This window comes from Pseudomonas asturiensis (assembly GCF_900143095.1).
Lineage (GTDB): Bacteria > Pseudomonadota > Gammaproteobacteria > Pseudomonadales > Pseudomonadaceae > Aquipseudomonas > Aquipseudomonas asturiensis.
In genome coordinates this window covers 49,714-75,145 of the sequence record NZ_FRDA01000016.1, presented here as the reverse complement: position 1 = coordinate 75,145, position 25,432 = coordinate 49,714, and the positions used below count along the sequence as shown (strand labels likewise).

Genomic DNA, 25,432 nt, shown 5'->3' with positions numbered 1-25,432 from the left:
GAATGTCATGAGGCCCGTTATGATGAGCGTCGTTTTTTAGCCTACGAACTCGGAGACATCCATGAGTAGCGACAAGATCAAACACGTCACCGACGCCAGCTTCGAAGCCGATGTACTCAAGGCCCAAGGCCCTGTGCTGGTTGACTACTGGGCTGAATGGTGTGGCCCTTGCAAGATGATTGCCCCGGTTCTGGACGAAATTGCCAGCACCTACGAAGGCAAGCTGACCGTTGCCAAACTGAACATCGACGAAAATCAGGAAACCCCGGCCAAGCACGGCGTACGTGGTATCCCGACGCTGATGTTGTTCAAGAACGGCAATGTTGAAGCGACCAAGGTGGGTGCTCTGTCGAAGTCGCAGCTGGCTGCCTTCCTCGACGCCAACATCTGAAGCGTTCCAAAGCCCTGCGAATAGCGGGGCTTTTTTCGTGTGCCGTACTAGACTCCTTGAAAATCGAGTGGTACATTCGGCCCCGCAACGGCTTCTCCGTTGCCCCCTGCTAGCCGTCGCCGACGCTCTCCTTTCGATTTAGTACGCGATCCTGTCGCCTTCTCTGCGGCGCGGCCTCATTAAGCCAAAAGCTTAATTTCCCCCTCCATACATGATTACGTCATTCCTATATGAACCTGACTGAACTCAAGCAAAAGCCGATTACCGATCTGCTCGAAATGGCCGAACAGATGGGCATAGAAAATATGGCCCGTTCGCGCAAGCAGGATGTGATTTTCTCCCTGCTCAAAAAGCACGCTAAAAGTGGCGAGGAAATTTCCGGTGATGGCGTGCTGGAGATCCTCCAGGACGGCTTCGGCTTCCTGCGCTCTGCAGACGCGTCCTACCTGGCCGGTCCGGATGACATCTATGTCTCCCCGAGCCAGATCCGCCGTTTCAACCTGCGTACCGGCGACACCATCGTTGGCAAGATCCGTCCTCCGAAAGAAGGTGAGCGTTATTTCGCGCTGCTCAAGGTCGACACGATCAACTACGACCGTCCGGAAAACGCCAAGAACAAGATTCTGTTCGAAAACCTGACGCCGCTGTTCCCGAACGTGCGCATGAAGATGGAAGCTGGTAACGGTTCCACCGAAGACCTCACCGGTCGCGTGATCGATCTGTGTGCGCCGATCGGTAAAGGTCAGCGTGGTCTGATCGTTGCTCCGCCAAAGGCGGGCAAGACCATCATGCTGCAGAACATCGCGTCGAACATCACGCGTAACAACCCCGAAGTGCATCTGATCGTTCTGCTGATCGACGAGCGTCCGGAAGAAGTGACCGAAATGCAGCGCACCGTGCGCGGCGAAGTGGTTGCCTCGACCTTCGACGAACCGCCGACCCGCCACGTACAGGTTGCCGAAATGGTGATCGAGAAGGCCAAGCGCCTGGTCGAGCACAAGAAAGACGTCGTCATCCTGCTGGACTCGATCACCCGTCTGGCCCGTGCCTACAACACCGTCATCCCGAGCTCCGGCAAGGTACTGACCGGTGGTGTCGATGCGCACGCCCTTGAGAAGCCAAAGCGTTTCTTCGGTGCTGCACGAAACATCGAAGAAGGCGGCTCGCTGACCATCATCGCCACCGCGCTGGTTGAAACCGGCTCGAAGATGGATGAAGTCATCTACGAAGAGTTCAAGGGTACCGGCAACATGGAACTGCCTCTGGATCGCAAGATTGCAGAGAAGCGCGTGTTCCCGGCCATCAACATCAACCGCTCCGGCACACGCCGCGAAGAGCTGTTGACCGCTGATGACGAGCTGCAGCGCATGTGGATCCTGCGCAAGCTGCTGCACCCGATGGATGAGGTCGCTGCGATCGAGTTCCTGATCGACAAGCTCAAGCAGACCAAGACCAACGATGAATTCTTCCTGTCGATGAAACGCAAGTAACAGACGGGTCGATTCAAGAAATGGCATCCTTCGGGGTGCCATTTTTTTTGGCTGTCGTTTGGCTCATTAGCTGCCTTGAGTGCTCAGAGCAGGTACGATGTGCGTCTATTTGGATAAATGGCCGGGTTAATGAAATTCAAAGATCTAAGGGATTTCGTACAGCAGCTTGAGCAGCGCGGAGAGCTGAAACGCATTCAGATGCCGATTTCCCCCGTGCTGGAAATGACCGAGATCTGTGATCGCACCCTGCGTGCGAAGGGCCCGGCCCTGTTGTTCGAAAAACCGGTCGGCTTTGATATTCCGGTACTGGGCAACCTGTTCGGCACGCCCGAGCGTGTGGCCATGGGCATGGGTGCCGAAGCGGTCAGTGAATTGCGCGAGATCGGCAAGCTGCTGGCCTTCCTGAAAGAGCCCGAGCCCCCCAAAGGCCTCAAGGACGCCTGGTCCAAGCTGCCGATCTTCCGCAAGGTCATCGCCATGGCACCCAAGGTCGTCAAGGACGCCCCGTGTCAGGAGATCGTCATCGAAGGTGATGACGTTGACCTCGGCATGCTGCCGGTCCAGACCTGCTGGCCGGGCGATGTTGCGCCGCTGATCACCTGGGGCCTGACGGTGACCAAAGGCCCGAACAAAGAGCGCCAGAACCTGGGTATCTACCGCCAGCAGGTGATCGGTCGCAACAAGATCATCATGCGCTGGCTCAGCCATCGCGGCGGCGCGCTGGATTTTCGCGACTGGTGCGCAAAGCATCCGGGCGAGCCTTATCCGGTCGCCGTGGCGCTGGGTGCTGACCCTGCGACGATCCTGGGCGCTGTGACCCCTGTGCCGGACAGCCTCTCCGAGTACGCATTCGCCGGCCTTTTGCGCGGCTCGCGTACCGAACTGATCAAGTGCCGCGGCAGCAACCTGCAAGTGCCTGCCAGCGCCGAGATCGTACTGGAAGGCGTGATCCATCCCGGCGAAATGGCCGCTGAAGGTCCCTATGGCGACCACACCGGTTATTACAACGAAGTGGACAGCTTCCCGGTGCTGACCGTCGAGCGCATCACGCACCGCATCAAGCCGATCTATCACAGCACCTACACGGGCCGTCCACCGGATGAGCCCGCGATTCTGGGCGTTGCCTTGAACGAAGTGTTCGTGCCGATCCTGCAGAAACAGTTTCCGGAGATCGTCGATTTCTACTTGCCGCCTGAAGGCTGCTCGTACCGCATGGCCGTCGTGACCATCAAGAAACAGTATCCCGGTCATGCCAAGCGGGTGATGCTGGGCGTCTGGTCGTTCCTGCGGCAATTCATGTACACCAAATTCGTGATCGTCACCGACGACGACATCAATGCCCGCGACTGGAACGACGTAATCTGGGCGATCACCACACGCATGGACCCCAAGCGTGACACGGTGATGATCGACAACACGCCTATCGACTACCTGGACTTCGCATCGCCGGTCTCTGGCCTGGGCTCCAAGATGGGCCTGGACGCGACCAACAAGTGGCCGGGTGAGACCAGTCGGGAGTGGGGCAGGGCCATCGTCAAGGATGAGGCCACGACACGTCGGGTCGACGAGATCTGGGATCAGTTGGGAATCAAGTGATGCGGGTAACCTTGCAGCCATCGGGTGCAGTGCTGGACGCTTTGCCGGGTGAGCGGATTCTCGACGCTGCACAGCGTCTGGGCTACGAGTGCCCGCAGAGCTGTCGCAACGGCAACTGCCACGTCTGTTCGGCGCTGCTGGTCGAAGGCCGGGTCATGCAGTCGGGTCAGGAACTGGATCACGGTGAAATCTACACCTGCCTGGCCGAGCCGCTGCAAGACTGCGTGGTGCTGTGGGATGGCGTGCTGGCCAAGGGCGAGTTGCCGGTGCGCAGTTTTGCCTGCCAGCTGAGCGAGTGTGTCGAGGTGGGGGGCGATGTCTGGCGTGTGCGCCTGCGTGCCCCGGCAGGCAAGGCGCCGCGCTACCATGCCGGGCAGTACCTGATGATCGAGCGCGAGAATGGTGAGAAATCAGCGTTCTCCATCGCCTCGGCACCTCACAGCGGGCGTGATCTGGAATTGCACGTGCTGGTGCGCGAAGACAGCGCACGCAACCTCATCGAACAGTTGCAGCGCAATGCGATGGCGCGGGTCGAACTGCCGTTTGGCGACACACACCTGGCCGAGCTGCCTGATGGGCCGCTGGTCCTGATCGCGGCGGGTACCGGTATGGCACAGATGAGCAGCCTGATCGAGCACTGTCGGGTGAAGGGGTTCAAACACCCTGTGCACCTGTATTGGGGCGTGCGTCGTCCCGAAGATTTCTATGCCATCAGTCACTGGGATGAGTGGCAGAAGCTGCCCAATCTGTTCCTGCACAAGGTGGTCAGCGACCTGTGTGGCTGGGAAGGGCGCTGCGGGATGCTGCACGAGGCCGTCTGCGATGACATCAAGGATCTGTCTGCCGTGCATGTCTACGCCAGCGGCTCGCCTGCGATGATCTATGGCACGCTCGACGCGTTGGTCAGCGCCGGCATGGACGCCCACCAGATGCGCGCAGACGTGTTTGCCTACGCACCTCGTCCGTGACACCTGACTGACGGTGGCGTAGCTGGATTGTAAATTGCTTGAAACCGCTTATGACGTCTGGTGATGTCAAACCATCGCCAGGTGTCTTTTTTGGAAAAAGGCCAATGGCCTGCAACAGAGAACGTACCACGACACCCTGACGCCGCTCGTCCATGAGCGATTCAGCGGGGCTCGGCAAAGACTGGCAGTCAGACTGTCAGGGAGGCAAATGGAGAACCCCATCAACGAACTGGCCGTGGCGGTACACGACGGCCTGGGCCTGACGTATCCACCTGTCATCGATCTTGGCCCGCAACTGACCCGTGAGCAATTGCTCGCGTCCATGGCTGCAACCATGCAGCGCCACAACGGTGGTCCGGTCTGGCTGTTCGCCTATGGCTCATTGATCTGGCGACCTGAATGCACTGCTGTAGAGCGTCGGCGCGGGCGCGTGCATGGCTACCACCGAGGCTTGTACCTGTGGTCCCATGAGCATCGCGGTACGCCGGAGGTTCCGGGGCTGGTCTTCGGTCTGGACCGGGGCGGCTCGTGCACCGGCTTTGCCTATCGCTTGCCGGATGAATGTCTGGAAGACTCGCTGCTCGCCTTGTGGCAACGCGAGATGCCTTATCCCTCTTATCGCCCACACTGGCTCAGTTGCCGTCTCGAAGATGGCAGGCAGGTGCAGGCCTTGGGGTTTGTACTGGAGCGGCATTTGCCAAGCTATGCGGGCAACCTGCCGGACAGCGTGCTGAGCCAGGTGCTGGCCAGCGCAAGCGGGCGGTATGGCACCACCCGCGATTACGTCGAGCAGACCGCCAACGCCCTGCGCAGCCACGCCATGCCAGATCTGCATCTGGAGGCGCGGCTCAAGCGCTGCCGGTCAGCGACGGCCTGAATCAGGCTTTGGCTTCACGCGAGGTACTGGCGACCTGTTTGTGACGCAGCGTCGGCGCCAGGAACACCATGGCCAGAATGCACGCGCCGATCAGCAGCACGAAGCCGCCGTCCCAGCCGAAGTGGTCCACGGTATAGCCCATCGCCGCGCTTGCTGCGACAGAGCCGCCCAGGTAACCGAACAGACCGGTAAAACCTGCCGCCGTGCCGGCCGCTTTCTTGGGCGCCAGTTCCAGTGCCTGCAGGCCGATCAGCATCACCGGGCCATAGATCAGGAAGCCGATGGACACCAGCGCAATCATGTCCACAGTCGGGTTGCCTTCAGGGTTCAGCCAGTACACCAGCGTGGCGATGGTCACCAGGAACATGAACACCATGCCGGTCAGGCCGCGATTGCCCTTGAAGATCTTGTCCGACATCCAGCCGCACAGCAGCGTGCCCGGAATACCGGCCCACTCGTACAGGAAATAGGCCCACGAAGTCTTGTCGACGGTGAAGTGCTTGGCTTCCTTCAGGTAGGTCGGCGCCCAGTCCAGCACGCCGTAGCGCAACAGGTAGACGAACACGTTGGCCATGGCGATGTACCACAGGAATTTATTGCGCAGCACATACTTGACGAAGATTTCCTTGGCGCTGAATTCCTCTTCATGGCTGGCATCGTAGCCTTCCGGGTAATCATTCTTGTAGTGCTCGATAGGCGGCAGGCCCACCGACTGTGGCGTGTCGCGCATGGTTGCAAAAGCGAACACCGCAACCAGCAGCGCCACAGCAGCCGGTACATAGAAGGCTGCGTGCCAGTCGTTGGTCCAGCCCATGCCCAGCAGGAACAGCGGACCGATCAGGCCGCCACCGACGTTGTGCGCCACGTTCCATACCGACACCACACCGCCGCGCTCTTTCTGCGACCACCAGTGCACCATCGTCCGCCCGCTCGGCGGCCAGCCCATGCCCTGCGCCCAGCCGTTGATGAATAGCAACACGAACATGATCGTGACGCTGGACGTCGCCCACGGCGCGAAGCCGAAAATGAACATGATCCCGGCCGACACCAGCAGGCCGAAGGGCAGGAAGTAGCGTGGGTTGGACCGGTCGGAGATGATCCCCATCAAGAACTTCGACAGGCCGTAGGCAATCGCAATCGCTGACATCGCCACGCCCAGCTGGCCGCGTGTGTAGCCTTCGTCGATCAGATAAGGCATCGCGAGCGAGAAGTTTTTGCGCAGCAGGTAGTAACCCGCGTAACCAATGAAAATGCCCGCGAAGATCTGCCAGCGCAGGCGGCGATACGTGCTGTCGACTTGCTCTTCGGGAAGGGGTGCCTTGTGCCTGGCAGGGCGGAAAAACGCAAACATATAGACTCTCCGGGTTCTTATTGTTTTTGCGAAAGCGAATATTACATTTTCGTTACAGAAAAAAGCAGTGCCTTTTGACCGAAATACGGCGGGAAATACGCGGTTTCGCATGTTGTTTTGCGAACGTCAGGGAGCTTTAACGATTCAGTTACTGAATAGGACAGGTCCTACGGTCGTATGGGAAATCGTGTCCTTATGTGTTCAATACGACCCCCTCTAGTATCGCGACACGGACGCCATGCAGGCATTCACGTCGCGGTGAGCAGAGGTAGGGATGAAATGGATTGTGGTTGTTTTGGTGGTTTCAATGGCCTTGATGGCAATGCCGCTCTACGCGGCGCAGGCGTTTGTGGTGCTGGCGCACAATCGCTTTTCGGAAACGACGCCTGGCAGTGTTCATACTGATGAAGTTGCCGACCTCAAAACAGTGCGGTGCAGCCAGATCAATCGGGCTTTGAGGCAGAACCAGACCCGCTGGAGCACAAAGCTGGCTCCGTACGATCTGGAAACATTCCGCCGAACCGAGCGCCATCTTTCCAGCGGCCCCGTGAACCAGGCGTTTCTCTCCACGGACGAGCGCCAGGCGCTGGTGCGTGATCTGGTCGCGGCGGTGCCGCAGGTGATCGCCGGTTGCCGTGAGAATCCGGGGCGGCAGTATGTGGATTATTTACCGGAGAGCGTTCGGCAGGCGCTTTAAGGACTGGAGCCTTGAGCGCCTGACGCCGTGTCAGTCTGGCGCAAGCTGACCCGGTGTTGTCTGTTCCGGCTAGGTCATGCGGTTTTTATTACTAGCTTCCCCACAGCCCTGCGTCCCCCCAACGCATCAATCGCCTCCCCTGCCCGCGCCAGCGGATACACCTGCGACACCAAGGGTTTCAACTTTCCCTCTTCAAACCACGCAAACAACTGCTTGAAGTTCGCGGCATTGTCCTGCGGCTGCCGTTGTGCGAAAGAACCCCAGAATACTCCCACCACCGAAGCGCCTTTGAGCAGGGCCAGGTTGACGGGCAGTTCGGGGATGCGGCCGCTGGCGAAGCCGACGACAAGGAGACGGCCGTTCCAGGCGATGCAGCGGACGGCCTGGTCGAAGAGGTCGCCGCCGACCGGGTCGTAGATTACGTCTACGCCGTTGCCGTTCGTAAGGCGTTTGATTTCGTCCTTGAGGCTGGTATCGGTGTAGTTGATGAATTCGTCGGCGCCGGCGTTTTTGGCGACGTCGAGTTTTTCTGCCGAGCTTGCAGCTGCGATGACGCGTGCGCCGAGGGCCTTGCCGATTTCCACGGCGGCCAGGCCTACGCCGCCGGATGCGCCGAGCACCAGCAGGGTTTCGCCGGGTTGCAGGTTGGCGCGTTGTTTAAGGGCGTGCATCGAAGTGCCGTAGGTCATGCTGAAGGCAGCAGCGTGGGTGAAGTCCATGCTTTCGGGAATCGGCAGGACGTTGTAGTTCGGCACCGCGACCTGTTCAGCGAAGCTGCCCCAGCCGGTGAGCGCCATGACGCGGTCGCCGGGTTTGAGATGGGTAACTTTTTCCCCGACAGCCGAGATCACGCCCGCTGCCTCGCCACCCGGTGAAAACGGAAAGGGCGGCTTGAACTGGTATTTGCCTTCTATGATGAGGGTGTCTGGAAAGTTGACACCGGCCGCGTGCACGTCGAGCAGGATTTCGTTCTTCTTGACGTCAGGCGCCGGGATGTCTTCGAGCACCAGCGTGCTCGCGGGGCCGAAGGCTTTGCACATGAGGGCTTTCATCGGGGCTATTCCTTTTCCAGAGATGGCCGATAAAGTCAGTTAAGCGGGTGTGCGGGTCAATGAGCATGACTCGGCCTGATAAGTACACATAAGCTATACCGGCTGTATAAGCTATGGGGCGAATCGTATTAAGGAGTGGACTGTGAAGTGGATCCTGATGTTGCTGGCCTTGTCATTGCCCGCTGTGGTGCTGGCTGAAGAAACCAAGGAAGAAGGTCCGCCCAAAGCGGCTTACGTGTCGCTGACGCCGCCGTTCGTGGGTAACTACGCGCTGGATGGTGGCCCGAAACTGCGCGTCTACAAGGCTGATATTGCCTTGCGCGTCACCGGTGCCGAGGCAGAAGCTGCCGTGAAGCGCAACGATGCATTGATCCGCAATCAGTTGGTGGCGCTGTTCACTCAGCAGACCGTCGACACCATGAGCAGCGCCGAAGCGAAAGAAAACATTCGTCAGGAAGCGCTCAAGCAGGTTCAGCGCGTCATGAACGATGAAGAAGGCAAACCGATCGTTGAGGACTTGCTGTTCAACAACTTCATCGTCCAGTAAGCGCTGATCAGCGCAGTGCCAGAATCGCCGCCCACTGTTCGGCGGTGACGGGCATGACCGAGAGACGGCTGCCTTTCTGTACCAGAGGCAGTTGTTCCAGCTGACTTTGCTGTTTCAGGTAGCCAAGGCCCAGGACGTTGCGAAACGTCTCCACGAACTCGACATCGATCGCGCTCCACGGATTCTTCTCGGGTGTAGCCTTGGCGTCGTGATAATGGCTGTCGGGGTCCAGTGCGGTCGGGTCCGGGTAGGCGGCTTCCGTGATTTTTGCGATTCCGGCAATGCCCGGCTCGGGGCAACTGGAATGGTAAAAGAAGAATTCGTCGCCAGCGGCCATGGACCTGATGAAGTTGCGCGCCTGATAGTTGCGCACGCCGTCCCAGCGGGTCTTGCCCAGGCGTTGCAGGTCGCTGATAGAGAGCTCGTCGGGCTCGGACTTCATCAGCCAATAGGCCATTAAGGGTTGCTCCTGAAGTGATAAGTTCATGTGGCTTTGATGACAAACCGACAGTCGGTTGGCGCCACTATTTGCGTACTGGTTCACGTTATCGCAAAATGCCGCCATTTTAAGCACCACGCTGCTGCACGGCTCACATAAAACCGATGCTGACATCGTATTGATTTGCCTAAGGAGGGCAGTCAATGAAACGCAAGCCTGATTTACTCTGGATTCTGGTCGTATTGTTTGGCTTGGGTGTCGTGACAACCGGTTATGCGCAAAGCCTGTGGTCGAACAAGGCCGATATGCCTGTCGAACTCACCCAGCAACAGCAGAAAGTCCCTGGCCGACACTGATTGCCCCTGTTATTTGCGTGCTGACACGCCCGTCCTGCTCTGATCGTCCATACGCCTTCGCAACGAAGCCTGATCGGTCAGAGTGCCTGAGCCAGATACCAGCGTTTGTCCGAAACCGTCCCCTGTAACGGAACATCCCAGCTGGCCTGCGCCAATCGCTCTACCTTCTGACATTCATGCGCGAGCCCCAGCAGCACCGGTTTGCGCCAGGTGGTCCTGCGCGTTCTGTAAGCCAGACTGCGGTCATAGAAGCCGCCGCCCATGCCCAGGCGTCCGCCTTCGTCATCAAACCCCACCAGCGGCATCAGGATCAGATCGAGTGCCCAGATGCGGCGCTGCTTTGCGCGGTTGATACGGGGCTCGGGAATGCGAAATCGATTGGGTATGAATTTTTCACCTGGTCGCACGCGCTGGAAGACCATGCGGGTTCTTGGCCAGGCATTGAGGACAGGTAGATAGGTCGCCTTGCCGCGACGCTGTGCGGCGCGCAGTAACAGGCGAGGATCGATCTCGCCATCCATGGGCAGGTACAGCGAGACATGGCGGGCGCGTCTGAACAAGGGGTGGTGCGCCAGCTGGCGATAGAGGCCACGGGCGGCTTCGCGCTGCTGACTGCGGGTCAATGATCGACGGGCCTTGCGCAACTGGCGGCGCAATTGCGGGCGTGTGAGTGAAGGTGCGCTGGTCATGAGCGAGAAGTCATGCAGGCTGATCCGGAAGATGAATCCTTGAGGTTGATTTCAAGGCGGGATCGTCATTGCCAGACAGCTGGCTGGCAATGCATCGAATGAGGACTCCCCGACGAACCGCTGTCGGTTTAGCCCTTGAACCCGAAAGTTCAAGGTGGAGATTGCAGGAGGTTTTAAGGCTTTCCGTCGAGCGGACATGCACACCAACCCCAACGTGCAACCCCCGTGGTTGTGCGTATCGGCTCAGGGACATGACCGACTGGCAAGCACTCCAGGGAGCGGCGCAAGTATACAGAAATGCCCCGAAATAATCAGCTGCGAGTTGAATCCGGCGTTCCAGGTGTGTCGGTGGCGAGTACCAGATCGACTTTTTCCAGCAGATCGCGGACCTGTTCACGGGTCGACCCGCTGGCCTGTACGTCAGGCAGATCCTGCTTGTGCAGCAAATCGTGGGTGATGTTCAAAGCGGCCATTACGGCAATGCGATCGGCACCGATGACTTTGCCGCTGCTACGGATTTCGCGCATCTTGCCATCCAGGTAGCGGGCTGCACTGACCAGATTGGTGCGCTCTTCCTGTGGGCAGATGATGGAGTATTCCTTGTCGAGGATCTGAACGGTCACGCTGTTGCCATTACTCATGAGTCTTGCTCCAAAGCCTTGAGGCGCGAAATCATTGACTCGACCTTTTGCCGGGCGATTTCGTTCTTTTCAATGAGGTGGGCGCGTTCCTCGCGCCAGGATTTTTCCTGAGCTAATAGGAGTGCGTTTTGGGCTTTAAGTTGCTCGGCGTGCTTGAGTAGCAGCTCCACTCGTTTCATCAGCGCTTGCAGGTCGGTGTCTTCCATTGTTTTCCACTGAGTACTTTCTGATGAATGGCATGGGGGTTGTATTCATGCTCAAGCCCAAACCGTCGCGTTGATGATCTTGGCGCGCGGATAGTCTAGGATACAAGGCCTTCATTCTAGACATTGCGCCGTTTGGCGACTAGCTACCCATGCCCATTCAGAATTCTCCGTACAAAGCATTCGCCACCCTGCTCAATGGCAGTGGTCACCCTGTATCTCCAGCCGAACTCCATGGCCTGCTGCTGGGCCGCAGCTGTGCGGGTGCCGGTTTCGACAACGAAGGCTGGTTTGCCGACGCTTCAGTGCTGCTGGAAAGCGAGCCGGAAGACAACGTGCGTCAGGCGCTCGTCGGCCTTCAGGAAATGGTCAAGGGTGAACTCACCAGCGACGACATGACGGTTGTGCTGTTGCTGCCGGGTGACGACGAGCCCCTGGCCGAACGCGCTGCCGCGCTGGGTCAGTGGTGCCAGGGTTTCCTGTCGGGCTTTGGTCTGGCCGCAGGTGACAAGGTCCTGAGCATCGAGGCCACCGAGGTCCTGCAGGATCTGGCGGCCATCGCTCAGGTGCAGGACGCGCTGGAAGAGTCCGAAGACGGCGAAACCGACTATATGGAAGTCATGGAATACCTGCGCGTTGCGCCGTTGCTGCTGTTCACCGAGTGCAACAAGCCAGCCACGCCGGAACCCAAGCCTTCCCTGCACTGATTGCTCATCATCGCGTATCGGTCGACGCTGAAAAACCGCTGACCGATACGCGCCATCAGGACTCACGTTGCCGATGATCCCAATACCGAAGTCCGAATACGCCCGCCGACGCAAAGCCCTGATGGCCCAGATGGAGCCCAACAGCATTGCGATTCTGCCTGCTGCGGCTGTGGCGATTCGCAATCGTGATGTCGAGCATGTGTATCGCCAGGACAGCGACTTCCAGTACCTGAGCGGGTTTCCCGAGCCGGAAGCCGTCGTGGTGCTGATCCCGGGGCGCGAGTATGGCGAATACGTGCTGTTCTGCCGCGAGCGCAACCCCGAGCGTGAGTTGTGGGACGGTTTGCGCGCGGGACAGGAAGGCGCTATTCGCGATTTCGGCGCGGACGACGCGTTTCCGATCAATGATATCGACGACATCCTGCCGGGCCTGATCGAAGGACGCGATCGCGTGTATTCGGCGATGGGCAGCAATCCTGAGTTCGACCGTCACCTGATGGAGTGGATCAACGTGATCCGCTCCAAGGCGCACCTTGGCGCTCAACCGCCCAATGAGTTCGTCGCCCTGGATCACCTGCTGCATGACATGCGCCTGTACAAGTCGGCTGCCGAGATCAAGGTCATGCGTGGAGCGGCGCAGATTTCAGCGCGTGCCCATGTGCGGGCCATGCAGGCCTGCCGTGCCGGGCTGCATGAATTCAGCCTCGAAGCCGAACTGGATTACGAGTTTCGCAAAGGCGGCGCGAAGATGCCTGCCTATGGCTCCATTGTCGCCTCGGGTCGCAACGCCTGCATTCTGCACTACCAGCAGAACGACGCGGTGCTCAAGGATGGCGACCTGGTACTGATCGACGCCGGCTGTGAGATCGATTGCTACGCCAGCGATATCACCCGCACCTTCCCGGTCAGCGGCACGTTTTCGCCCGAGCAAAAAGCTATTTATGAGCTGGTGCTCAAGTCCCAGCAGGCGGCCTTCGAGGCCATTGGCCCAGGCAAACATTGGAACCAGGCGCACGAAGCCACGGTCCAGGTCATTACCGCAGGGCTGGTCGAGCTGGGTCTGTTGCAGGGCGATGTGGCTCAGTTGATCGAAGACGAAGCCTATAAAGCGTTTTACATGCACCGCGCCGGACACTGGCTGGGCATGGACGTGCACGATGTAGGCGAATACAAGGTCGGCGGTGAATGGCGCGTGCTGGAGGTCGGCATGGCGCTGACGGTGGAGCCCGGCATCTACGTGTCTCCCGACAATCTGAATGTCGCAAAGAAATGGCGAGGTATCGGCGTGCGTATCGAGGACGACGTGGTAGTGACCAAGAAAGGCTGTGACGTGCTTTCCGGCGACGTGCCCAAGACAGTGGCCGAGATCGAGGCCCTGATGGCCGCCTCGCGGACGCAGGCAGCATGAGCCGTTTCAACATTGCCATCGTCGGTGGCGGACTGGTCGGTGCCAGCCTTGCGCTGGCGTTGCAGGCTGGCGCCAAAGCGCGTGGCTGGAAAATCGTGCTGATCGAGCCGTTTGCGCCGGGCGAAACCTACCAGCCCAGCTACGATGCCCGGTCTTCAGCACTGTCATTTGGTGCGCGCCGCATTTATGAGCGCCTGGGCGTCTGGCAGCAGATCTCGCGCCGGGCCGAGCCGATTTTGCAGATTCAGGTCTCCGACCGTGGGCGCTTTGGCGCGACGCGCTTGTCGGCCATTGAGGAAGGCGTGCCGGCGCTGGGTTACGTCGTTGAAAATGCCTGGCTGGGGCAGTGCCTGTGGGCCGGGCTGGATCGTGACGTCGTCAGCTGGCGCGTGCCGGCCGAGGTGCGCAAGATGCAGCCGCTGGCGGATGGGTATCGCCTGACGCTGGCAGATGAGACCGAACTGGAATGCGACCTGGCCGTGCTCGCCGATGGCGGGCGCTCCGGCCTGCGTGAACAACTGGGTATCGGTGTTCGCCAGACGCCATATGACCAGAGCGCGCTGATCGCCAATATCACGCCGAGCGAAGCGCATTGTGGCCAGGCCTTCGAGCGCTTCACCGACGATGGACCGATGGCCTTGTTGCCGCTGCCGGAAAACCGCTGCGCGCTGGTCTGGACCCGTCGTGGTAACGATACCCAGCGTCTTGCCGAGCTGGATGACCGCCACTTTCTGGAAGAGCTGCAAGGTGTATTCGGCTATCGCCTCGGCACCTTGCGACAGGTCGGCGCACGCCACGTCTACCCATTGGCGTTGATCGAGTCCGAAGAGCAGGTGCGCTCGCATCTGGTGATTCTGGGCAATGCTGCGCACAGCCTGCACCCGATTGCCGGGCAGGGGTTCAACCTGTCGTTGCGCGATGCCGATGCGCTGGCCGAAACGCTGCTTGAAAGCGACGCCGTGCTGGGCGATCTGGCGACGCTGCAGGTCTATCGCGAACGCCAGCGTGCCGATCAGCAATTGACCGTGGGGTTCTCTGACAAGGTGACGCGCCTGTTCGGCAGCACCCAGTCGGCGGTCACCACAGGCCGTAACCTCGGTTTGCTGGGGCTGGACCTGTTACCCACCGCCAAGCGCTGGTTTGCGCGTCAGGCCATGGGCCTGGGGACGCGCACCGATGTTTGACGCAGGCACCTTAAACACAGGGCTACGGCCTCAAGCGGGAACGGTTTGAACATGGAAACGCGTGCAGATGTGCTGATTGTCGGTGCCGGCATGGTCGGCAGCGCCCTGGCGTTAGCCCTCCAGGGCAGCGGTCTGGACGTCATCGTCGTAGACGGCGGGCCGTTGAGCGTCAAGCCGTTCGACCCGGACGCCACGTTCGAACCCCGTGTCAGCGCGCTTTCGGCCGCCAGCCAGCGGATTCTGCAACGGCTGGACGTGTGGGAAGGGATCGCGTCACGCCGCGTCAGCCCCTATAGCCATATGCACGTGTGGGACGGCAGCGGCACCGGACAGATTCATTTCTCAGCCTCCAGCGTGCATGCCGACGTGCTCGGTCATATCGTCGAAAATCGTGTGGTACAGGACGCATTGCTTGATCGCCTGCATGACAGCGATATCGGCCTGCTGGCCAACGCGCGGCTTGAGCAGATGCGTTATTCCGGCGATGACTGGCTGCTGACCCTGTCGGATGGCCGCACGTTGCGCGCGCCGCTGGTCGTGGCTGCCGATGGCGCAAACTCTGCGGTGCGCCGTTTGACCGGCACGCCGACCCGCGAATGGGACTACCTGCACAACGCGATTGTCACCAGCGTGCGCACGGCCGATTCCAACCGGAAAACTGCCTGGCAGCGCTTCACTGATGAAGGGCCGCTGGCGTTCCTGCCTCTTGATCGCGCCGGCGAGCATTGGAGTTCCATTGTCTGGTCGGTGACGCCGAAAGAGGCCGAGCGCCTGATGGCGGTGACTGACGAAGTGTTCTGCAAGGAGCTTGAGCAGGCATTCGAAGGGCGATTGGGCCAGGTGCTGGCGGTCGATGCGCGCCTGTGCGTTCCGTTGCGCCAGCGGCATGCCAAACGCTATGTCGCCAAAGGCCTCGCCCTGATCGGCGATGCTGCGCACACCATTCACCCGCTCGCCGGGCAGGGCGTGAACCTGGGGTTCCTCGACGCTGCCGTGCTGGCCGAAGTGCTGACCCATGCGGCCGCACGCGGCGAGCTGCTGTCGGACGTGCGCGTGCTGGGCCGCTACGAGCGCCGCCGCATGCCCCATAATCTGGCGCTGATGGCCGCAATGGAAGGTTTCGAGCGTCTGTTCCAGGCCGATCCATTGCCGCTGCGCTGGCTGCGTAATGCCGGGCTCAAGGTGGTCAACAAGATGCCGGAAGCCAAGGCGCTGTTTGTGCGCGAGGCGCTGGGGTTGTCGGGGGAACTGCCGGAGCTGGCGCGGTTGTAGGGCTCTGCGGGTCATCCCTTGCTCCGCTTAACGCGCCGCGATCAGCGGAGGCTTTGGGGATCCTGCAACATCCAGTAACGCCTCCGGTGTCGCTTCGATTGAGATAGTAAATGGGATTCACTACCATTTCGCCTCATTTGCGAACGCGAGATACCTTCATGCAGGCAAGCAAGCGTCTTCTGGCTGCTCTGACACTGACCTTACTGAGCAGCGCCGTTCAGGCTGCTGACGAAGTGGTGGTGTATTCCTCCCGAATCGATGAGCTGATCAAGCCCGTATTTGATGCCTACACCGCCAAGACCGGCGTAAAGATCAAGTTCATCACCGATAAGGAAGCGCCGCTGATGCAGCGCATCAAGGCCGAAGGTGAGAACGCGACGGCCGACCTGCTGCTGACCGTCGATGCCGGCAACCTCTGGCAAGCCGAGCAAATGGGCATTCTCCAGCCGTTCACCTCGCCGGTCATCGAAGCCAACATTCCGCCACAGTATCGTTCCTCCACCCATGGCTGGACGGGCCTGAGCCTGCGGGCGCGGACCATTGCTTACTCGACGGATCGCGTAAAGCCTGCCGAGCTGACGACGTATGAGGCCCTCGCCGACAAGAACTGGGAAGGCCGCCTGTGCCTGCGCACGGCCAAGAAAGTCTACAACCAGTCGTTGACCGCCACACTGATCGAGACCCATGGCGCCGAGGCGTCTGAAAAAATCCTCAAGGGCTGGGTGAATAACCTGTCCACTGACGTGTTCTCCGACGACATTGCCGTGCTTGAAGCGATCAATGCCGGGCAGTGCGACGTCGGCATCGTCAACACCTACTACTACGGCCGTCTGCACAAGCAGAACCCGGATCTGGCGGTGAAGCTGTTCTGGCCAAATCAGGCTGACCGTGGCGTACACGTCAACCTGTCGGGCATAGGCCTGACCAAATATGCGCCACACCCGGAGGCCGCCAAGGCGCTGGTTGAGTGGATGACGGGTCCTGAGGCGCAAAAGATCTTCTCCAGCGTCAATCAGGAGTTCCCGGCCAACCCGAAAGTGCCGCCGTCGGAAGAAGTGGCGAGCTGGGGGAGCTTCAAGGCTGACACCATCCCCGTTGAAGTCGCGGGCAAGCGTCAGGCAGAAGCCATCCGCATGATGGATCGCGCGGGCTGGAATTGATTTAATACGCGGCGTTATATGCACAACCAACGGTCCGTGGGAGGCGGCTTGCCGGCGATGGCGTCAGTTCAATCGCTGACACGGCGCTTGAGCAACCGCATCACCGGCAAGCCTCCTGTCGAACGCCCCGTAAATCCTTGAATAAAAAGGTTTTGTGGGGGCGGACCGGGCTGCGTCCTGGACGGGCGAGATTTCCCACAGGTCATGCATCGCTCAGTTCCTATCGTTTTAGTTATCGAGAACGCCTTGGCCCATCCTGTTCAACGCCGCTGGTATCCCCTGGTCTTTGCCATCGCTGCGCTGGTGCTGTTGCCGCTGAGCGTGTTGCTGCTTTCCTGGCAAAGCATAGATCAGCAGATCTGGTCACACCTGCTCGAAACCCAGATGACGCGCCTGCTGGGCAACACGTTGATTCTGGTGGTCGGCGTCGGTGTGGGCGTGACGCTGCTGGGTGTAAGCCTGGCGTGGCTGACCAGCCTGTGCGAATTTCCCGGACGGCGCTGGCTGGACTGGGCGCTGATGCTTCCGTTCGCGATTCCCGCCTATGTGCTTGCGTTCGTCTTTGTAGGCCTGCTGGATTTTTCCGGCCCGGTGCAGACCCTGATGCGTGAATGGTTCGGCACCGGCCTGCGGCTGCCCAGGGTGCGTTCCACGGGCGGTGTAATCATCGTTCTGGTGCTGGTGTTCTACCCCTACGTTTACCTGCTGGCACGCACGGCGTTCCTGGCCCAGGGCAAAGGCCTGATGGAAGCGGCGCGAGTGCTTGGACAATCGCCGTTGCAAGCTTTCTGGCGTGTGGCCTTGCCAATGGCACGCCCGGCCATCGGTGCAGGTGTGGCGCTGGCGCTAATGGAAACTCTGGCGGATTTCGGTGCCGTGTCCGTGTTCAACTTCGACACCTTCACCACCGCGATCTATAAGACCTGGTACGGCTTCTTCAGCCTGTCCAGCGCGGCGCAACTGGCCAGCTTGCTGCTGTTGGCCGTGCTGGTCCTGCTCTATGGCGAACGCCGCGCCAGAGGTGCAAGCAGGGCCACCAACGAGCGACCGCGCGGCAAGGCGCTTTATCACCTGCGTGGCGTCAAGGCGCTGGCCGCGACCTTCTGGTGTGGGCTGGTGTTTCTCTGTGCGTTTGTCGTGCCCGTCCTGCAGTTGGTGGTCTGGGTGTGGCAGCGTGGCCGTTTCGATCTGGACGAGCGCTACACCGGCCTGATCCTGCACACCCTGTATCTGGGCGGCATGGCGGCATTGATCACGGTCAGTGCGGCGCTGGTACTGGCCTTCGCCCGGCGCATGGCGCCCACGCCTGCTATTCGCTCGGGCGTGAGCCTGGCCAATCTGGGTTATGCACTGCCGGGTTCGGTATTGGCCGTTTCCATCATGCTCGCCTTCAGTTACCTGGACCGCGAGCTGGTTATCCCCTTGTCGGGGTGGCTCGGCGGTGCGGGCAAGCCGCTGTTGCTGGGTAGCCTGTCTGCGTTGTTGCTGGCGTATCTGGTGCGCTTTATCGCCGTGGCGTTCGGTCCGCTGGAAAACAGCCTGTCGCGCATTCGCCCCTCGTTGCCAGAAGCGGCCCGTAGTCTGGGTGTCAGTGGGCCTAAGTTGTTTCTCAACGTGTATCTGCCATTGCTGGTTCCCGGCGCCTTGAGCGCAGCGTTGCTGGTGTTCGTCGATGTGCTCAAGGAAATGCCTGCAACCCTGCTGATGCGCCCGTTTGGCTGGGATACGCTGGCCGTGCGCATTTTCGAAATGACCAGTGAAGGCGAGTGGGCACGTGCTGCATTGCCTGCCTTGACGCTGGTTCTGGTCGGCCTGTTGCCGGTGATTGGGCTGATTCGCCGTTCTGCCCGGCAGATTGGCTAGGTGCGGGGGCCTCACCTTGCGGCTACAATGCGCCGCAATTGGTGCGGTCTGTCAGACAATTCGGCCTGCTATCTTCGCTGCAAACTCCGATTCAACGGGGGGCTTGCCGTGATGTGTCTGCCCGCACCTTCGCCACGCCCGGAAGGAGAAACCCATGGGACAGCGTACCCCCCTCTTTGACCTGCACCTCGCGCTGGGCGCGAAGATGGTCGATTTTGGTGGCTGGGACATGCCGTTGCATTACGGATCACAGGTCGAGGAACACCATCAGGTGCGTCGCGATTGTGGGGTCTTCGACGTCTCGCACATGAACGTGATCGACGTGGCCGGCAGTCAGGCCAAAGCCTGGCTGCGCTACCTGCTGGCCAATGACGTGGACCGGCTCAAAACGCCCGGTCGCGCCCTCTATAGCGCCATGCTTGACAGCCATGGCGGCATTATCGACGACATGATCGTCTACCTCACGACCACGGGTTATCGTCTGGTCGTCAACGCGGCCACCGGTGCCAAGGACCTTGCCTGGATGCAGTCCCGTCTGGAAGGGTTCGACGTGCAACTGATCGAGCGCAATGAGATGGCCATGCTTGCGATCCAGGGGCCGCAGGCCAGAAACAGGGTCTGTGAGCTGGTGTCCAGCGCCCGCGCCGATCTGATTCGCCAGCTCAAGCCGTTCGAAGGTCAGGACAACGCCGACTGGTTCATTGCCCGCACGGGTTACACCGGCGAAGACGGCCTGGAAATCATGCTGCCCGCCGAACAGGCGCCCGGCTTCTTCAACGATCTGGTTGGTGCAGGCATTTCTCCGATCGGTCTGGGCGCGCGCGATACCCTTCGTCTGGAAGCGGGCATGAACCTCTATGGTCAGGACATCGACGAAAACGCTTCGCCGTTGGTCTCGAACATGGCCTGGAGTATTGCGTGGGAGCCTGCCGAACGTGATTTTGTCGGTCGTCAGGCGCTCGAGGCCGAGCGAGCCGAAGGCATTGCCTACAAGCTGGTCGGACTGGTGCTTGAAGAGCGCGGCGTACTGCGCGCCCGTCAGGTCGTTCGCGTCGCAGAAATTGGCGAAGGTGAGATCACCAGTGGTAGTTTCTCTCCTACGCTAAGCAAGTCGATTGCTCTGGCACGTGTGCCAATGGTCACCGCTGACCGGGCCGAGGTGGAAATCCGCGGCAAATGGTATCCGGTACGGGTGGTGCAGCCAGCGTTTGTACGTCATGGTAAAGCCCTGATCTAACCTAATCTGGCGGGTTTTCCGCTGACTCGATGTGTTGAGGATGACTAAATGAGCAATATTCCCGCCGAACTGCGTTTCGCCGAAAGCCATGAATGGGCGCGTCTGGAAGCTGATGGCACCGTAACTGTCGGTATCTCGGATCACGCACAGGAAGCGTTGGGCGATGTCGTTTTCGTCGAGCTGCCGGAAATCGGCAAGACGTTCGCTGCTGGCGACACTGCTGGTGTCGTCGAGTCGGTCAAGGCTGCTTCGGATATCTATTCGCCGGTTGCTGGCGAAGTGATTGCTGTCAATGAAGAGCTGCAAGGTACGCCTGAAGGTCTGAACAGCGACCCTTATGCTTCCTGGATCTTCAAGCTCAAGCCCGCCGATGCGACAGTCGACCTGGCGAAGCTTCTGGACGCTGCCGGTTACAAGAGCGCCATCGGCGAGTAAATGCCGGACAAAAAAATGCCGCTCGATCGAGCGGCATTTTTTTTGGGGCGTGAATTACTGGTTTTCGGCAACCAGATTCTTGTCCAGGATCGCGTTGGCCAGATCCATGTCCGAGGCTTTCAGACCTGGGTTGTCCTGGCGAACCTGCTGGATGGCCGCTTCCAGAAATGGACCACGAATACCGCCGTTGCTGGCGACAAAACTGCCCGCATCGTCCTGTGCAGCAACAATCAGTTTGTGGTCCTTGAACGTCAGGTAAGTCGAGCCGGTGGTGGCACCCGAGGAAATCACATTACGCCAGAAGGAGTCAGCCATCGCTGAACCCATCGGGATAGAAAGCAAGGCAACGGTGGCGACAGCAAACTTGAGACGCATGGTGAGGTACTCCAACTGTGGTTGTTCTGAGGGGTTGGATAGGCAAAGTCGCGTACTAGTTCAATAAATGTACCGGCTTGTTCACTTTAGCTGTCGCACAGCGCCTTTATGCTCGTTGCCACGTCTTCAGAACTGCGGGTTCAACGCTGTTCACTTTGCGGCGTCACGCGCAGCACCTCTTCAAGGGTAGTCAATCCTGCCGAAACTTTCTGTGCGCCTGACAGACGCAGGCTGCGCGTTCCCTCCTTGAAGGCCTGCCTGCGCATGGCGGTGAGGTCCAGGTCAGCGCTGATCAGCGACTTCACAGCGTCCGACATCAACATGATTTCGTACACGCCAGCGCGGCCGCGATAGCCGGTGTCACGGCATTCCACGCAGCCCACCGCCTGGTGCGCGCCCGCCGGAACCGGTGCCTGCCAAGGGCGTGTCAGGGTCTGCCAGTCGGTTTCGTTGAGGTTGATCGGCGCCTTGCAGTGCGGGCACAGCGTGCGCACCAGACGTTGAGCCATCACACCGAGAATCGTCGCCTTGAGCAGGTAATGCGGCACGCCGAGCTCCAGCATCCGGCTGATGGCGCTCGGTGCGTCGTTGGTGTGCAGGGTTGAAAGCACCAGGTGGCCGGTCAGGGCTGCCTGAATGGCCATCTCTGCTGTCTCCAGGTCGCGAATCTCGCCGATCATGATGATATCCGGGTCTTGCCGCATCAGTGCGCGAACGCCGCTGGCAAATGTCAGGTCGATGTTGTGTTGCACCTGCATCTGGTTGAAGGCCGGCTCGACCATCTCGATAGGGTCTTCGATGGTGCAGAGGTTGACCTCGGAAGTCGCCAGCTTTTTGAGCGTTGTGTACAGCGTTGTGGTTTTGCCTGATCCCGTCGGGCCTGTGACGAGAATGATGCCGTTCGGCTGGCGGGTCATCTCCTGCCAGCGGCGCAGGTCATCACTGGAAAAGCCCAGTTGATCGAAATCCTTGAGCAGCACCTCGGGGTCGAAAATCCGCATCACCATCTTTTCGCCGAACGCAGTAGGCAGGGTCGACAGGCGCAATTCCACTTCGCCGCCCTCTGGCGTGGTGGTCTTGACCCGGCCATCCTGCGGTTTGCGCTTTTCGGCGACGTTCATGCGGCCCAGGCTTTTCAGGCGGCTGACAATGGCCATGACCACCTGTGGCGGAAACTGATAGACGTTGTGCAGCACCCCGTCGATGCGAAAGCGCACCGTGCCTTGCTCGCGCCGGGGTTCGATGTGGATATCGCTGGCACGTTGCTGAAATGCGTACTGGAACAGCCAGTCGACGATGTTGACGATGTGCGCGTCGTTGGCATCGGGCTCCTGATCGCTGGCACCCAGCTTGAGCAACTGTTCGAAGTTGCCCATGTTGCTGACTTTCTGCTCGTTCGTGCTGGCGCCGCTGACCGATTTTGCCAGCCTGAAGAACTCGACAGCCACCCGCTGGATGTCTGCCGGATTGGCGACCACGCGCTTGATCGGCAGCTTCAGCACATGCTCAAGGTCCGCTTCCCACGCCCGCACGTAAGGTTGGGCACTGGCGATGGTGACGGATTCGCGATCAACCGCCACTGCCAGGATCTTGTGACGCTGCGCAAAGGCGTAGGACATCAGCGGCGTGACAGCGGCAACATTGATTTTCAACGGATCGATGCGCATGTACGGCTGGCCGCACGCATTGGCCAGCCACGCCGTCAGGCTTTCCAGGTCGAGTTTCTTGCCGGGACGTTTGAGGTCCTCGAACTGCTGGGCCGCGAGAAACTCGAGCGGGTGCAGTTGAATGTTCGCGGCGCTGCGCCGCTGGGTGACCGCTGTTTCAGCGTCGTCCTGGCCGAGCATGCCTTGGGCGACGAGATCACGGAGTACATCGTTCAGATCGAGCCAGCGATCCTGTGAAGCTGGGGCCAGGGATGCCATGCACGCTCCTTGAGGCAGTTCATCATCGGAAGATGAACAAGACTAGCTGCCAAGCGTGCCAGTGTTGGGCCTTCTATGCGACCGGGAATTTCCAAAAGGGCTTTATGGTTTCAGCCAACAGCCCGTGCGACGCGGGTTTCCGGGGGTTGCAGCGACTCGCTGTGCGTCAGCTCGACCGAGCACACATTGATCAGGTTGCGCATTTTTTCGCCAATCACACCCGCGCGGTGCCCGCTCAGACCGTCGACCTGCACATGGATGACCAGCAATCCGTTCTGCCGGGTCGCCTCAAGATGGCAGGGTGTCAGGTACTGCATCGCGAACAGGTTGAGCACCTGGCAAAGCAGTGCCGGTTCGGCCTCGGCGAGGATCCGATAGCACACACAGCAGGTCTGGCTGGCGGACGACCAGCTGTCGGGGCGGTGTGCAGGCGTTGGGACGGTTTCCAGATTGGGCATGCCGGGTTCTCCTGTGCGAGTCAGAGAAATTCTTGCATGCCGAAAAAGAAATATCTGGTCGATGATGGATTGGATTAGGCTTGTTTTGACTTGTTAATGCGCACTGTAAGGTTTTGGAGAATTGTTTATGTCTGTCGAGCTGGATGCTTATGATCGCAAGATCCTGGCGTTGCTTCAGGAGGACGCTTCACTGTCCAGTGCGCAGATAGCCGAGCAGGTGGGCCTGTCGCAATCGCCGTGCTGGCGGCGTATTCAACGTCTGAAGGACGAGGGGGTGATTCGTCGTCAGGTTTCCCTGCTGGATCGCAAGAAAATCGGCCTGAATACGCAGATATTTGCTGAGGTGAAACTCAACGCACACGGCCGCTCCAATTTCACCGAATTCACCGACTCGATTCGCGGTTTTCCCGAAGTGCTGGAGTGTTACGTGCTGATGGGGTCGGTGGACTTTCTACTGCGCATCGTGACGCCCGACATCGAGGCGTACGAGCGGTTTTTCTTCGAGAAACTGTCGCTGGTGCCGGGGATACAGGAAGTGAATTCAACCGTGGCCTTGTCGGAAATAAAATCCACGACAAGTTTGCCGTTGCTGCGTTAATCCTCAAAAAACCGTGGGAGCGGACTCGTCCGCGAAGAGGCCGGTACATCCACCAGAGATGCAACCGCCAAACCGCTGCATTCGCGGACAAGTCCGCTCCTACGATGTCAACAAACCGTGGGAGCGATCCGCATGAGGCGCTGTTACAAGCGCAACAACGTCTTCCACGCGCGTCCCTGGAACACGGTCAGTGCCTGATGCACACGGGCGTCCAGCACTTCATCGCTGATGTCCTGATGAGCCAGTTCTTCCAGTTTTCTCAGCTCGCCGTACAGGCGGTCCAGGTCCGGCAAATCCAGTGCGCCGCGAGCCCAGTGCAGCCAGGACTGGATGCGCTCGATGCGAGGCAACTGTTCGGCAAGGTCTTCCGGCTGTTGCTGATAACGGCCCAGTTGCAGCGCGGTGGCTTCATCAGCCAGCAGGCGCGGCAGCCAGCTGGCCAGCAGTGCTGCGCCCTGGCGATTGCCGCGGTTGTTGCGCTCGGCGGCCCAGTTGCGTTCCAGCAACCAGCGCGAGGTGTTCAGCGAGAACTCGCCCCAGCGGGTGTCTTGCAGTTCTTCAAGGAACTGTTCGTGAGCGGCAGCGCGTACGTCGCCGTCTTCCTGACCGGCCAGAACCAGGGGACGCCAGTCTTCGAGCAAGGCGTCCAGCGCGGTACGCAGTTGCGCAGTCGACGCACGGGGCGCAGCCTGACCCAGGCTGCTGGTCAGTGCGCGCAGCTCGGCGAGCAATTCGACCCAATCCTGCAGCAGACGCCAGTGACCGTTGAAACGGTATTGCTCGGCCAGACGCTGGCTGCTACCCAGCAGGTGCCAGGCCAGCGCGGAGTAGGCGTCGTCCAGCGGCGTTTCCGCCGTCAGTTCAGGTGCCGCCAGGCTCAGCGAGTAGCTGCTGGCGTCGAGCAGGCGATAACCGCGCTCGGCCTTGCTGATGTCGCAAGGCATCAACGGCAACGTGGCGGCCAGCTCGGCGGCCAGTTCCAGAAGCGCAGCAGGCTCGCCTTCGCGCAGCTCAAGCTCCAGCTCGCAGATTTCTTCCTTCTGCTTGCCCGCGATCACCTGACCCAGGTCCAGTGCCGCCTCGATCACGACCTTGGCCTTGCCACGGCCCCAGGCGATTTCGGCTTTCTCACGCACGAAATCGGTGGTGAACAGCGGTTTGATGGTTTTCTTGTCCAGCTCGGCCAGTTGCTCGGGCCAGCAATCGCCTTCCAGCTTCTTGAGGTCCAGCTTGGCTTTGGGCAGGTCCCAGTTGTACTCGTTACGCTCGGACAGACCGGCCACGCTCTGACCGCGGGTTTTCATGGTCTGAATGATCTGGTCGCCGTCACGGCGGATGCGCAGGGCAACCTTGGCGTGGGCCAGCTCACGCTCGGGCGTATCGAAATACTGGTTCGACAGCTCAAGGCGCTCCCAGCCACTTTTGTTGCGCTTCTTGAGCAACGGGTGTTCGCGCAGTGCAGCGAGGGTCTCGCGGCTGACGCGGAGTTTGATTTCTGTTTCTTTTTGCATGG

27 protein-coding genes and 1 other RNA gene are annotated in these 25,432 nt (G+C 60.0%); 17 read left to right on the top strand and 11 right to left on the bottom strand.

From position 1 onward, the window contains the following. Nucleotides 1-61 precede the first annotated feature (61 nt). From trxA to BUB69_RS22725, 5 genes are all read left to right on the top strand, one after another. Nucleotides 62-391 carry a thioredoxin TrxA gene (gene trxA, locus BUB69_RS22745; protein WP_004886824.1) on the top strand — a complete coding sequence of 110 codons (330 nt, stop codon included), beginning with the start codon at nt 62-64 and terminating at the stop codon, nt 389-391. 230 nt (nt 392-621) lie between these two features. Then, a complete protein-coding gene (gene rho / locus BUB69_RS22740; protein WP_024689162.1) occupies nt 622-1,881 on the top strand; it encodes a transcription termination factor Rho in 1,260 nt (419 codons plus the stop codon). 129 nt (nt 1,882-2,010) lie between these two features. Continuing rightward, the gene (gene ubiD, locus BUB69_RS22735) at nt 2,011-3,477 is read left to right on the top strand and encodes a 4-hydroxy-3-polyprenylbenzoate decarboxylase (protein WP_073170842.1); all 1,467 of its coding nucleotides are present in this window, start codon (nt 2,011-2,013) and stop codon (nt 3,475-3,477) included. After that, entirely contained in the window at nt 3,477-4,445 is a 969-nt protein-coding gene (locus BUB69_RS22730; RefSeq protein WP_073170838.1) for a CDP-6-deoxy-delta-3,4-glucoseen reductase, read from the top strand. Before ubiD ends, BUB69_RS22730 begins: the two co-directional genes overlap by 1 nt. A gap of 208 nt (nt 4,446-4,653) precedes the next feature. Continuing rightward, nucleotides 4,654-5,322: a gamma-glutamylcyclotransferase gene (locus tag BUB69_RS22725; protein WP_024689159.1), complete on the top strand. Its 669-nt coding sequence runs from the start codon at nt 4,654-4,656 to the stop codon at nt 5,320-5,322. A gap of 1 nt (nt 5,323) precedes the next feature. Here the strand turns inward: BUB69_RS22725 and glpT are convergent, their stop codons facing one another. Continuing rightward, complete coding sequence (gene glpT / locus BUB69_RS22720) at nt 5,324-6,673, bottom strand: glycerol-3-phosphate transporter (RefSeq protein ID WP_057409975.1); 1,350 nt, start codon at nt 6,671-6,673, stop codon at nt 5,324-5,326. Nucleotides 6,674-6,947: 274 nt separating this feature from the next. Between glpT and BUB69_RS22715 the strand changes: the two genes are divergently transcribed. Then, nucleotides 6,948-7,370 carry a hypothetical protein gene (locus tag BUB69_RS22715; protein WP_073170836.1) on the top strand — a complete coding sequence of 141 codons (423 nt, stop codon included), beginning with the start codon at nt 6,948-6,950 and terminating at the stop codon, nt 7,368-7,370. Between the two features lie 74 nt (nt 7,371-7,444). Here BUB69_RS22715 and BUB69_RS22710 read toward each other — a convergent pair whose 3' ends face one another. Continuing rightward, on the bottom strand, nt 7,445-8,422 hold the full coding sequence (locus tag BUB69_RS22710; protein ID WP_073170833.1) for an NADPH:quinone oxidoreductase family protein: 978 nt from the start codon (nt 8,420-8,422) through the stop codon (nt 7,445-7,447). A gap of 157 nt (nt 8,423-8,579) precedes the next feature. Between BUB69_RS22710 and BUB69_RS22705 the strand changes: the two genes are divergently transcribed. Continuing rightward, nucleotides 8,580-8,969, top strand: coding sequence for a flagellar basal body-associated protein FliL (locus BUB69_RS22705; protein ID WP_122697177.1), 390 nt, complete (start codon nt 8,580-8,582; stop codon nt 8,967-8,969). 7 nt (nt 8,970-8,976) lie between these two features. Here the strand turns inward: BUB69_RS22705 and BUB69_RS22700 are convergent, their stop codons facing one another. After that, entirely contained in the window at nt 8,977-9,426 is a 450-nt protein-coding gene (locus BUB69_RS22700) for an EVE domain-containing protein (protein WP_073170827.1), read from the bottom strand. A 185-nt stretch (nt 9,427-9,611) separates the two neighbouring features. Here BUB69_RS22700 and BUB69_RS22695 point away from each other — a divergent pair, with 185 nt between their 5' ends. Beyond that, nucleotides 9,612-9,764, top strand: coding sequence for a hypothetical protein (locus BUB69_RS22695; RefSeq protein WP_073170824.1), 153 nt, complete (start codon nt 9,612-9,614; stop codon nt 9,762-9,764). A gap of 77 nt (nt 9,765-9,841) precedes the next feature. Here the strand turns inward: BUB69_RS22695 and BUB69_RS22690 are convergent, their stop codons facing one another. The 4 genes from BUB69_RS22690 to BUB69_RS22675 form a co-directional block, all read right to left on the bottom strand. Then, nucleotides 9,842-10,453, bottom strand: a complete 612-nt coding sequence (locus BUB69_RS22690) for a 5-formyltetrahydrofolate cyclo-ligase (protein WP_073170821.1) — start codon at nt 10,451-10,453, stop codon at nt 9,842-9,844. A 102-nt stretch (nt 10,454-10,555) separates the two neighbouring features. Next, nucleotides 10,556-10,734, bottom strand: a non-coding RNA gene (ssrS, locus tag BUB69_RS22685) — 6S RNA. A gap of 30 nt (nt 10,735-10,764) precedes the next feature. Next, complete coding sequence (locus tag BUB69_RS22680) at nt 10,765-11,094, bottom strand: cell division protein ZapA (RefSeq protein WP_024689152.1); 330 nt, start codon at nt 11,092-11,094, stop codon at nt 10,765-10,767. Further along, on the bottom strand, nt 11,091-11,300 hold the full coding sequence (locus BUB69_RS22675; protein WP_073170818.1) for a TIGR02449 family protein: 210 nt from the start codon (nt 11,298-11,300) through the stop codon (nt 11,091-11,093). The genes BUB69_RS22680 and BUB69_RS22675 overlap by 4 nt, the downstream gene beginning before the upstream one ends. Before the next feature lie 149 nt (nt 11,301-11,449). On the opposite strand from BUB69_RS22675, the gene BUB69_RS22670 reads away from it, so the two are divergent. From BUB69_RS22670 to gcvH, 8 genes are all read left to right on the top strand, one after another. Beyond that, nucleotides 11,450-12,004, top strand: a complete 555-nt coding sequence (locus BUB69_RS22670; RefSeq protein WP_073170815.1) for a YecA/YgfB family protein — start codon at nt 11,450-11,452, stop codon at nt 12,002-12,004. A 73-nt stretch (nt 12,005-12,077) separates the two neighbouring features. Continuing rightward, entirely contained in the window at nt 12,078-13,412 is a 1,335-nt protein-coding gene (gene pepP / locus BUB69_RS22665; protein WP_073170812.1) for a Xaa-Pro aminopeptidase, read from the top strand. Then, complete coding sequence (gene ubiH, locus BUB69_RS22660; protein WP_073170809.1) at nt 13,409-14,596, top strand: 2-octaprenyl-6-methoxyphenyl hydroxylase; 1,188 nt, start codon at nt 13,409-13,411, stop codon at nt 14,594-14,596. Before pepP ends, ubiH begins: the two co-directional genes overlap by 4 nt. Nucleotides 14,597-14,647: 51 nt before the next feature. Beyond that, entirely contained in the window at nt 14,648-15,868 is a 1,221-nt protein-coding gene (locus BUB69_RS22655) for a 2-octaprenyl-3-methyl-6-methoxy-1,4-benzoquinol hydroxylase (protein WP_073170806.1), read from the top strand. Between the two features lie 158 nt (nt 15,869-16,026). Then, nucleotides 16,027-17,028, top strand: a complete 1,002-nt coding sequence (locus BUB69_RS22650; RefSeq protein ID WP_073171038.1) for an extracellular solute-binding protein — start codon at nt 16,027-16,029, stop codon at nt 17,026-17,028. 246 nt (nt 17,029-17,274) lie between these two features. Continuing rightward, nucleotides 17,275-18,891 carry an ABC transporter permease gene (locus tag BUB69_RS22645; protein WP_073170802.1) on the top strand — a complete coding sequence of 539 codons (1,617 nt, stop codon included), beginning with the start codon at nt 17,275-17,277 and terminating at the stop codon, nt 18,889-18,891. A 154-nt stretch (nt 18,892-19,045) separates the two neighbouring features. After that, nucleotides 19,046-20,128 (top strand): glycine cleavage system aminomethyltransferase GcvT, encoded by a 1,083-nt coding sequence (gcvT, locus tag BUB69_RS22640; protein WP_073170798.1) that lies wholly within the window; start codon nt 19,046-19,048, stop codon nt 20,126-20,128. A gap of 48 nt (nt 20,129-20,176) precedes the next feature. Then, nucleotides 20,177-20,563: a glycine cleavage system protein GcvH gene (gene gcvH / locus BUB69_RS22635; protein ID WP_073170795.1), complete on the top strand. Its 387-nt coding sequence runs from the start codon at nt 20,177-20,179 to the stop codon at nt 20,561-20,563. Nucleotides 20,564-20,617: 54 nt separating this feature from the next. Here gcvH and BUB69_RS22630 read toward each other — a convergent pair whose 3' ends face one another. From BUB69_RS22630 to BUB69_RS22620, 3 genes are all read right to left on the bottom strand, one after another. Further along, on the bottom strand, nt 20,618-20,938 hold the full coding sequence (locus BUB69_RS22630; protein WP_073170792.1) for a DUF2388 domain-containing protein: 321 nt from the start codon (nt 20,936-20,938) through the stop codon (nt 20,618-20,620). 140 nt (nt 20,939-21,078) lie between these two features. Continuing rightward, on the bottom strand, nt 21,079-22,863 hold the full coding sequence (gene tfpB, locus BUB69_RS22625) for a type IV pilus assembly ATPase TfpB (RefSeq protein WP_073170788.1): 1,785 nt from the start codon (nt 22,861-22,863) through the stop codon (nt 21,079-21,081). A gap of 110 nt (nt 22,864-22,973) precedes the next feature. After that, complete coding sequence (locus tag BUB69_RS22620) at nt 22,974-23,321, bottom strand: hypothetical protein (protein ID WP_073170783.1); 348 nt, start codon at nt 23,319-23,321, stop codon at nt 22,974-22,976. A 127-nt stretch (nt 23,322-23,448) separates the two neighbouring features. Here BUB69_RS22620 and BUB69_RS22615 point away from each other — a divergent pair, with 127 nt between their 5' ends. Then, complete coding sequence (locus BUB69_RS22615) at nt 23,449-23,919, top strand: Lrp/AsnC family transcriptional regulator (protein WP_073170780.1); 471 nt, start codon at nt 23,449-23,451, stop codon at nt 23,917-23,919. Nucleotides 23,920-24,062: 143 nt separating this feature from the next. On the opposite strand, the gene BUB69_RS22610 is transcribed toward BUB69_RS22615, so the two are convergent. Beyond that, the gene (locus tag BUB69_RS22610) at nt 24,063-25,430 is read right to left on the bottom strand and encodes a CYTH domain-containing protein (RefSeq protein ID WP_073170777.1); all 1,368 of its coding nucleotides are present in this window, start codon (nt 25,428-25,430) and stop codon (nt 24,063-24,065) included. Between the last annotated feature and the right edge of the window lie 2 nt (nt 25,431-25,432).

What these genes read in the sequence shown, in the direction of transcription:
- trxA (WP_004886824.1), top strand. Translation starts at nt 62, where the DNA reads ATGAGTAGCGACAAGATCAAACACGTCACCGACGCCAGCTTCGAAGCC.
- rho (WP_024689162.1), top strand. Translation starts at nt 622, where the DNA reads ATGAACCTGACTGAACTCAAGCAAAAGCCGATTACCGATCTGCTCGAA.
- ubiD (WP_073170842.1), top strand. Translation starts at nt 2,011, where the DNA reads ATGAAATTCAAAGATCTAAGGGATTTCGTACAGCAGCTTGAGCAGCGC.
- BUB69_RS22730 (WP_073170838.1), top strand. Translation starts at nt 3,477, where the DNA reads ATGCGGGTAACCTTGCAGCCATCGGGTGCAGTGCTGGACGCTTTGCCG.
- BUB69_RS22725 (WP_024689159.1), top strand. Translation starts at nt 4,654, where the DNA reads ATGGAGAACCCCATCAACGAACTGGCCGTGGCGGTACACGACGGCCTG.
- glpT (WP_057409975.1), bottom strand. Translation starts at nt 6,673, where the DNA reads ATGTTTGCGTTTTTCCGCCCTGCCAGGCACAAGGCACCCCTTCCCGAA.
- BUB69_RS22715 (WP_073170836.1), top strand. Translation starts at nt 6,948, where the DNA reads ATGAAATGGATTGTGGTTGTTTTGGTGGTTTCAATGGCCTTGATGGCA.
- BUB69_RS22710 (WP_073170833.1), bottom strand. Translation starts at nt 8,422, where the DNA reads ATGAAAGCCCTCATGTGCAAAGCCTTCGGCCCCGCGAGCACGCTGGTG.
- BUB69_RS22705 (WP_122697177.1), top strand. Translation starts at nt 8,580, where the DNA reads ATGTTGCTGGCCTTGTCATTGCCCGCTGTGGTGCTGGCTGAAGAAACC.
- BUB69_RS22700 (WP_073170827.1), bottom strand. Translation starts at nt 9,426, where the DNA reads ATGGCCTATTGGCTGATGAAGTCCGAGCCCGACGAGCTCTCTATCAGC.
- BUB69_RS22695 (WP_073170824.1), top strand. Translation starts at nt 9,612, where the DNA reads ATGAAACGCAAGCCTGATTTACTCTGGATTCTGGTCGTATTGTTTGGC.
- BUB69_RS22690 (WP_073170821.1), bottom strand. Translation starts at nt 10,453, where the DNA reads ATGACCAGCGCACCTTCACTCACACGCCCGCAATTGCGCCGCCAGTTG.
- BUB69_RS22680 (WP_024689152.1), bottom strand. Translation starts at nt 11,094, where the DNA reads ATGAGTAATGGCAACAGCGTGACCGTTCAGATCCTCGACAAGGAATAC.
- BUB69_RS22675 (WP_073170818.1), bottom strand. Translation starts at nt 11,300, where the DNA reads ATGGAAGACACCGACCTGCAAGCGCTGATGAAACGAGTGGAGCTGCTA.
- BUB69_RS22670 (WP_073170815.1), top strand. Translation starts at nt 11,450, where the DNA reads ATGCCCATTCAGAATTCTCCGTACAAAGCATTCGCCACCCTGCTCAAT.
- pepP (WP_073170812.1), top strand. Translation starts at nt 12,078, where the DNA reads ATGATCCCAATACCGAAGTCCGAATACGCCCGCCGACGCAAAGCCCTG.
- ubiH (WP_073170809.1), top strand. Translation starts at nt 13,409, where the DNA reads ATGAGCCGTTTCAACATTGCCATCGTCGGTGGCGGACTGGTCGGTGCC.
- BUB69_RS22655 (WP_073170806.1), top strand. Translation starts at nt 14,648, where the DNA reads ATGGAAACGCGTGCAGATGTGCTGATTGTCGGTGCCGGCATGGTCGGC.
- BUB69_RS22650 (WP_073171038.1), top strand. Translation starts at nt 16,027, where the DNA reads ATGCAGGCAAGCAAGCGTCTTCTGGCTGCTCTGACACTGACCTTACTG.
- gcvT (WP_073170798.1), top strand. Translation starts at nt 19,046, where the DNA reads ATGGGACAGCGTACCCCCCTCTTTGACCTGCACCTCGCGCTGGGCGCG.
- gcvH (WP_073170795.1), top strand. Translation starts at nt 20,177, where the DNA reads ATGAGCAATATTCCCGCCGAACTGCGTTTCGCCGAAAGCCATGAATGG.
- BUB69_RS22630 (WP_073170792.1), bottom strand. Translation starts at nt 20,938, where the DNA reads ATGCGTCTCAAGTTTGCTGTCGCCACCGTTGCCTTGCTTTCTATCCCG.
- tfpB (WP_073170788.1), bottom strand. Translation starts at nt 22,863, where the DNA reads ATGGCATCCCTGGCCCCAGCTTCACAGGATCGCTGGCTCGATCTGAAC.
- BUB69_RS22620 (WP_073170783.1), bottom strand. Translation starts at nt 23,321, where the DNA reads ATGCCCAATCTGGAAACCGTCCCAACGCCTGCACACCGCCCCGACAGC.
- BUB69_RS22615 (WP_073170780.1), top strand. Translation starts at nt 23,449, where the DNA reads ATGTCTGTCGAGCTGGATGCTTATGATCGCAAGATCCTGGCGTTGCTT.
- BUB69_RS22610 (WP_073170777.1), bottom strand. Translation starts at nt 25,430, where the DNA reads ATGCAAAAAGAAACAGAAATCAAACTCCGCGTCAGCCGCGAGACCCTC.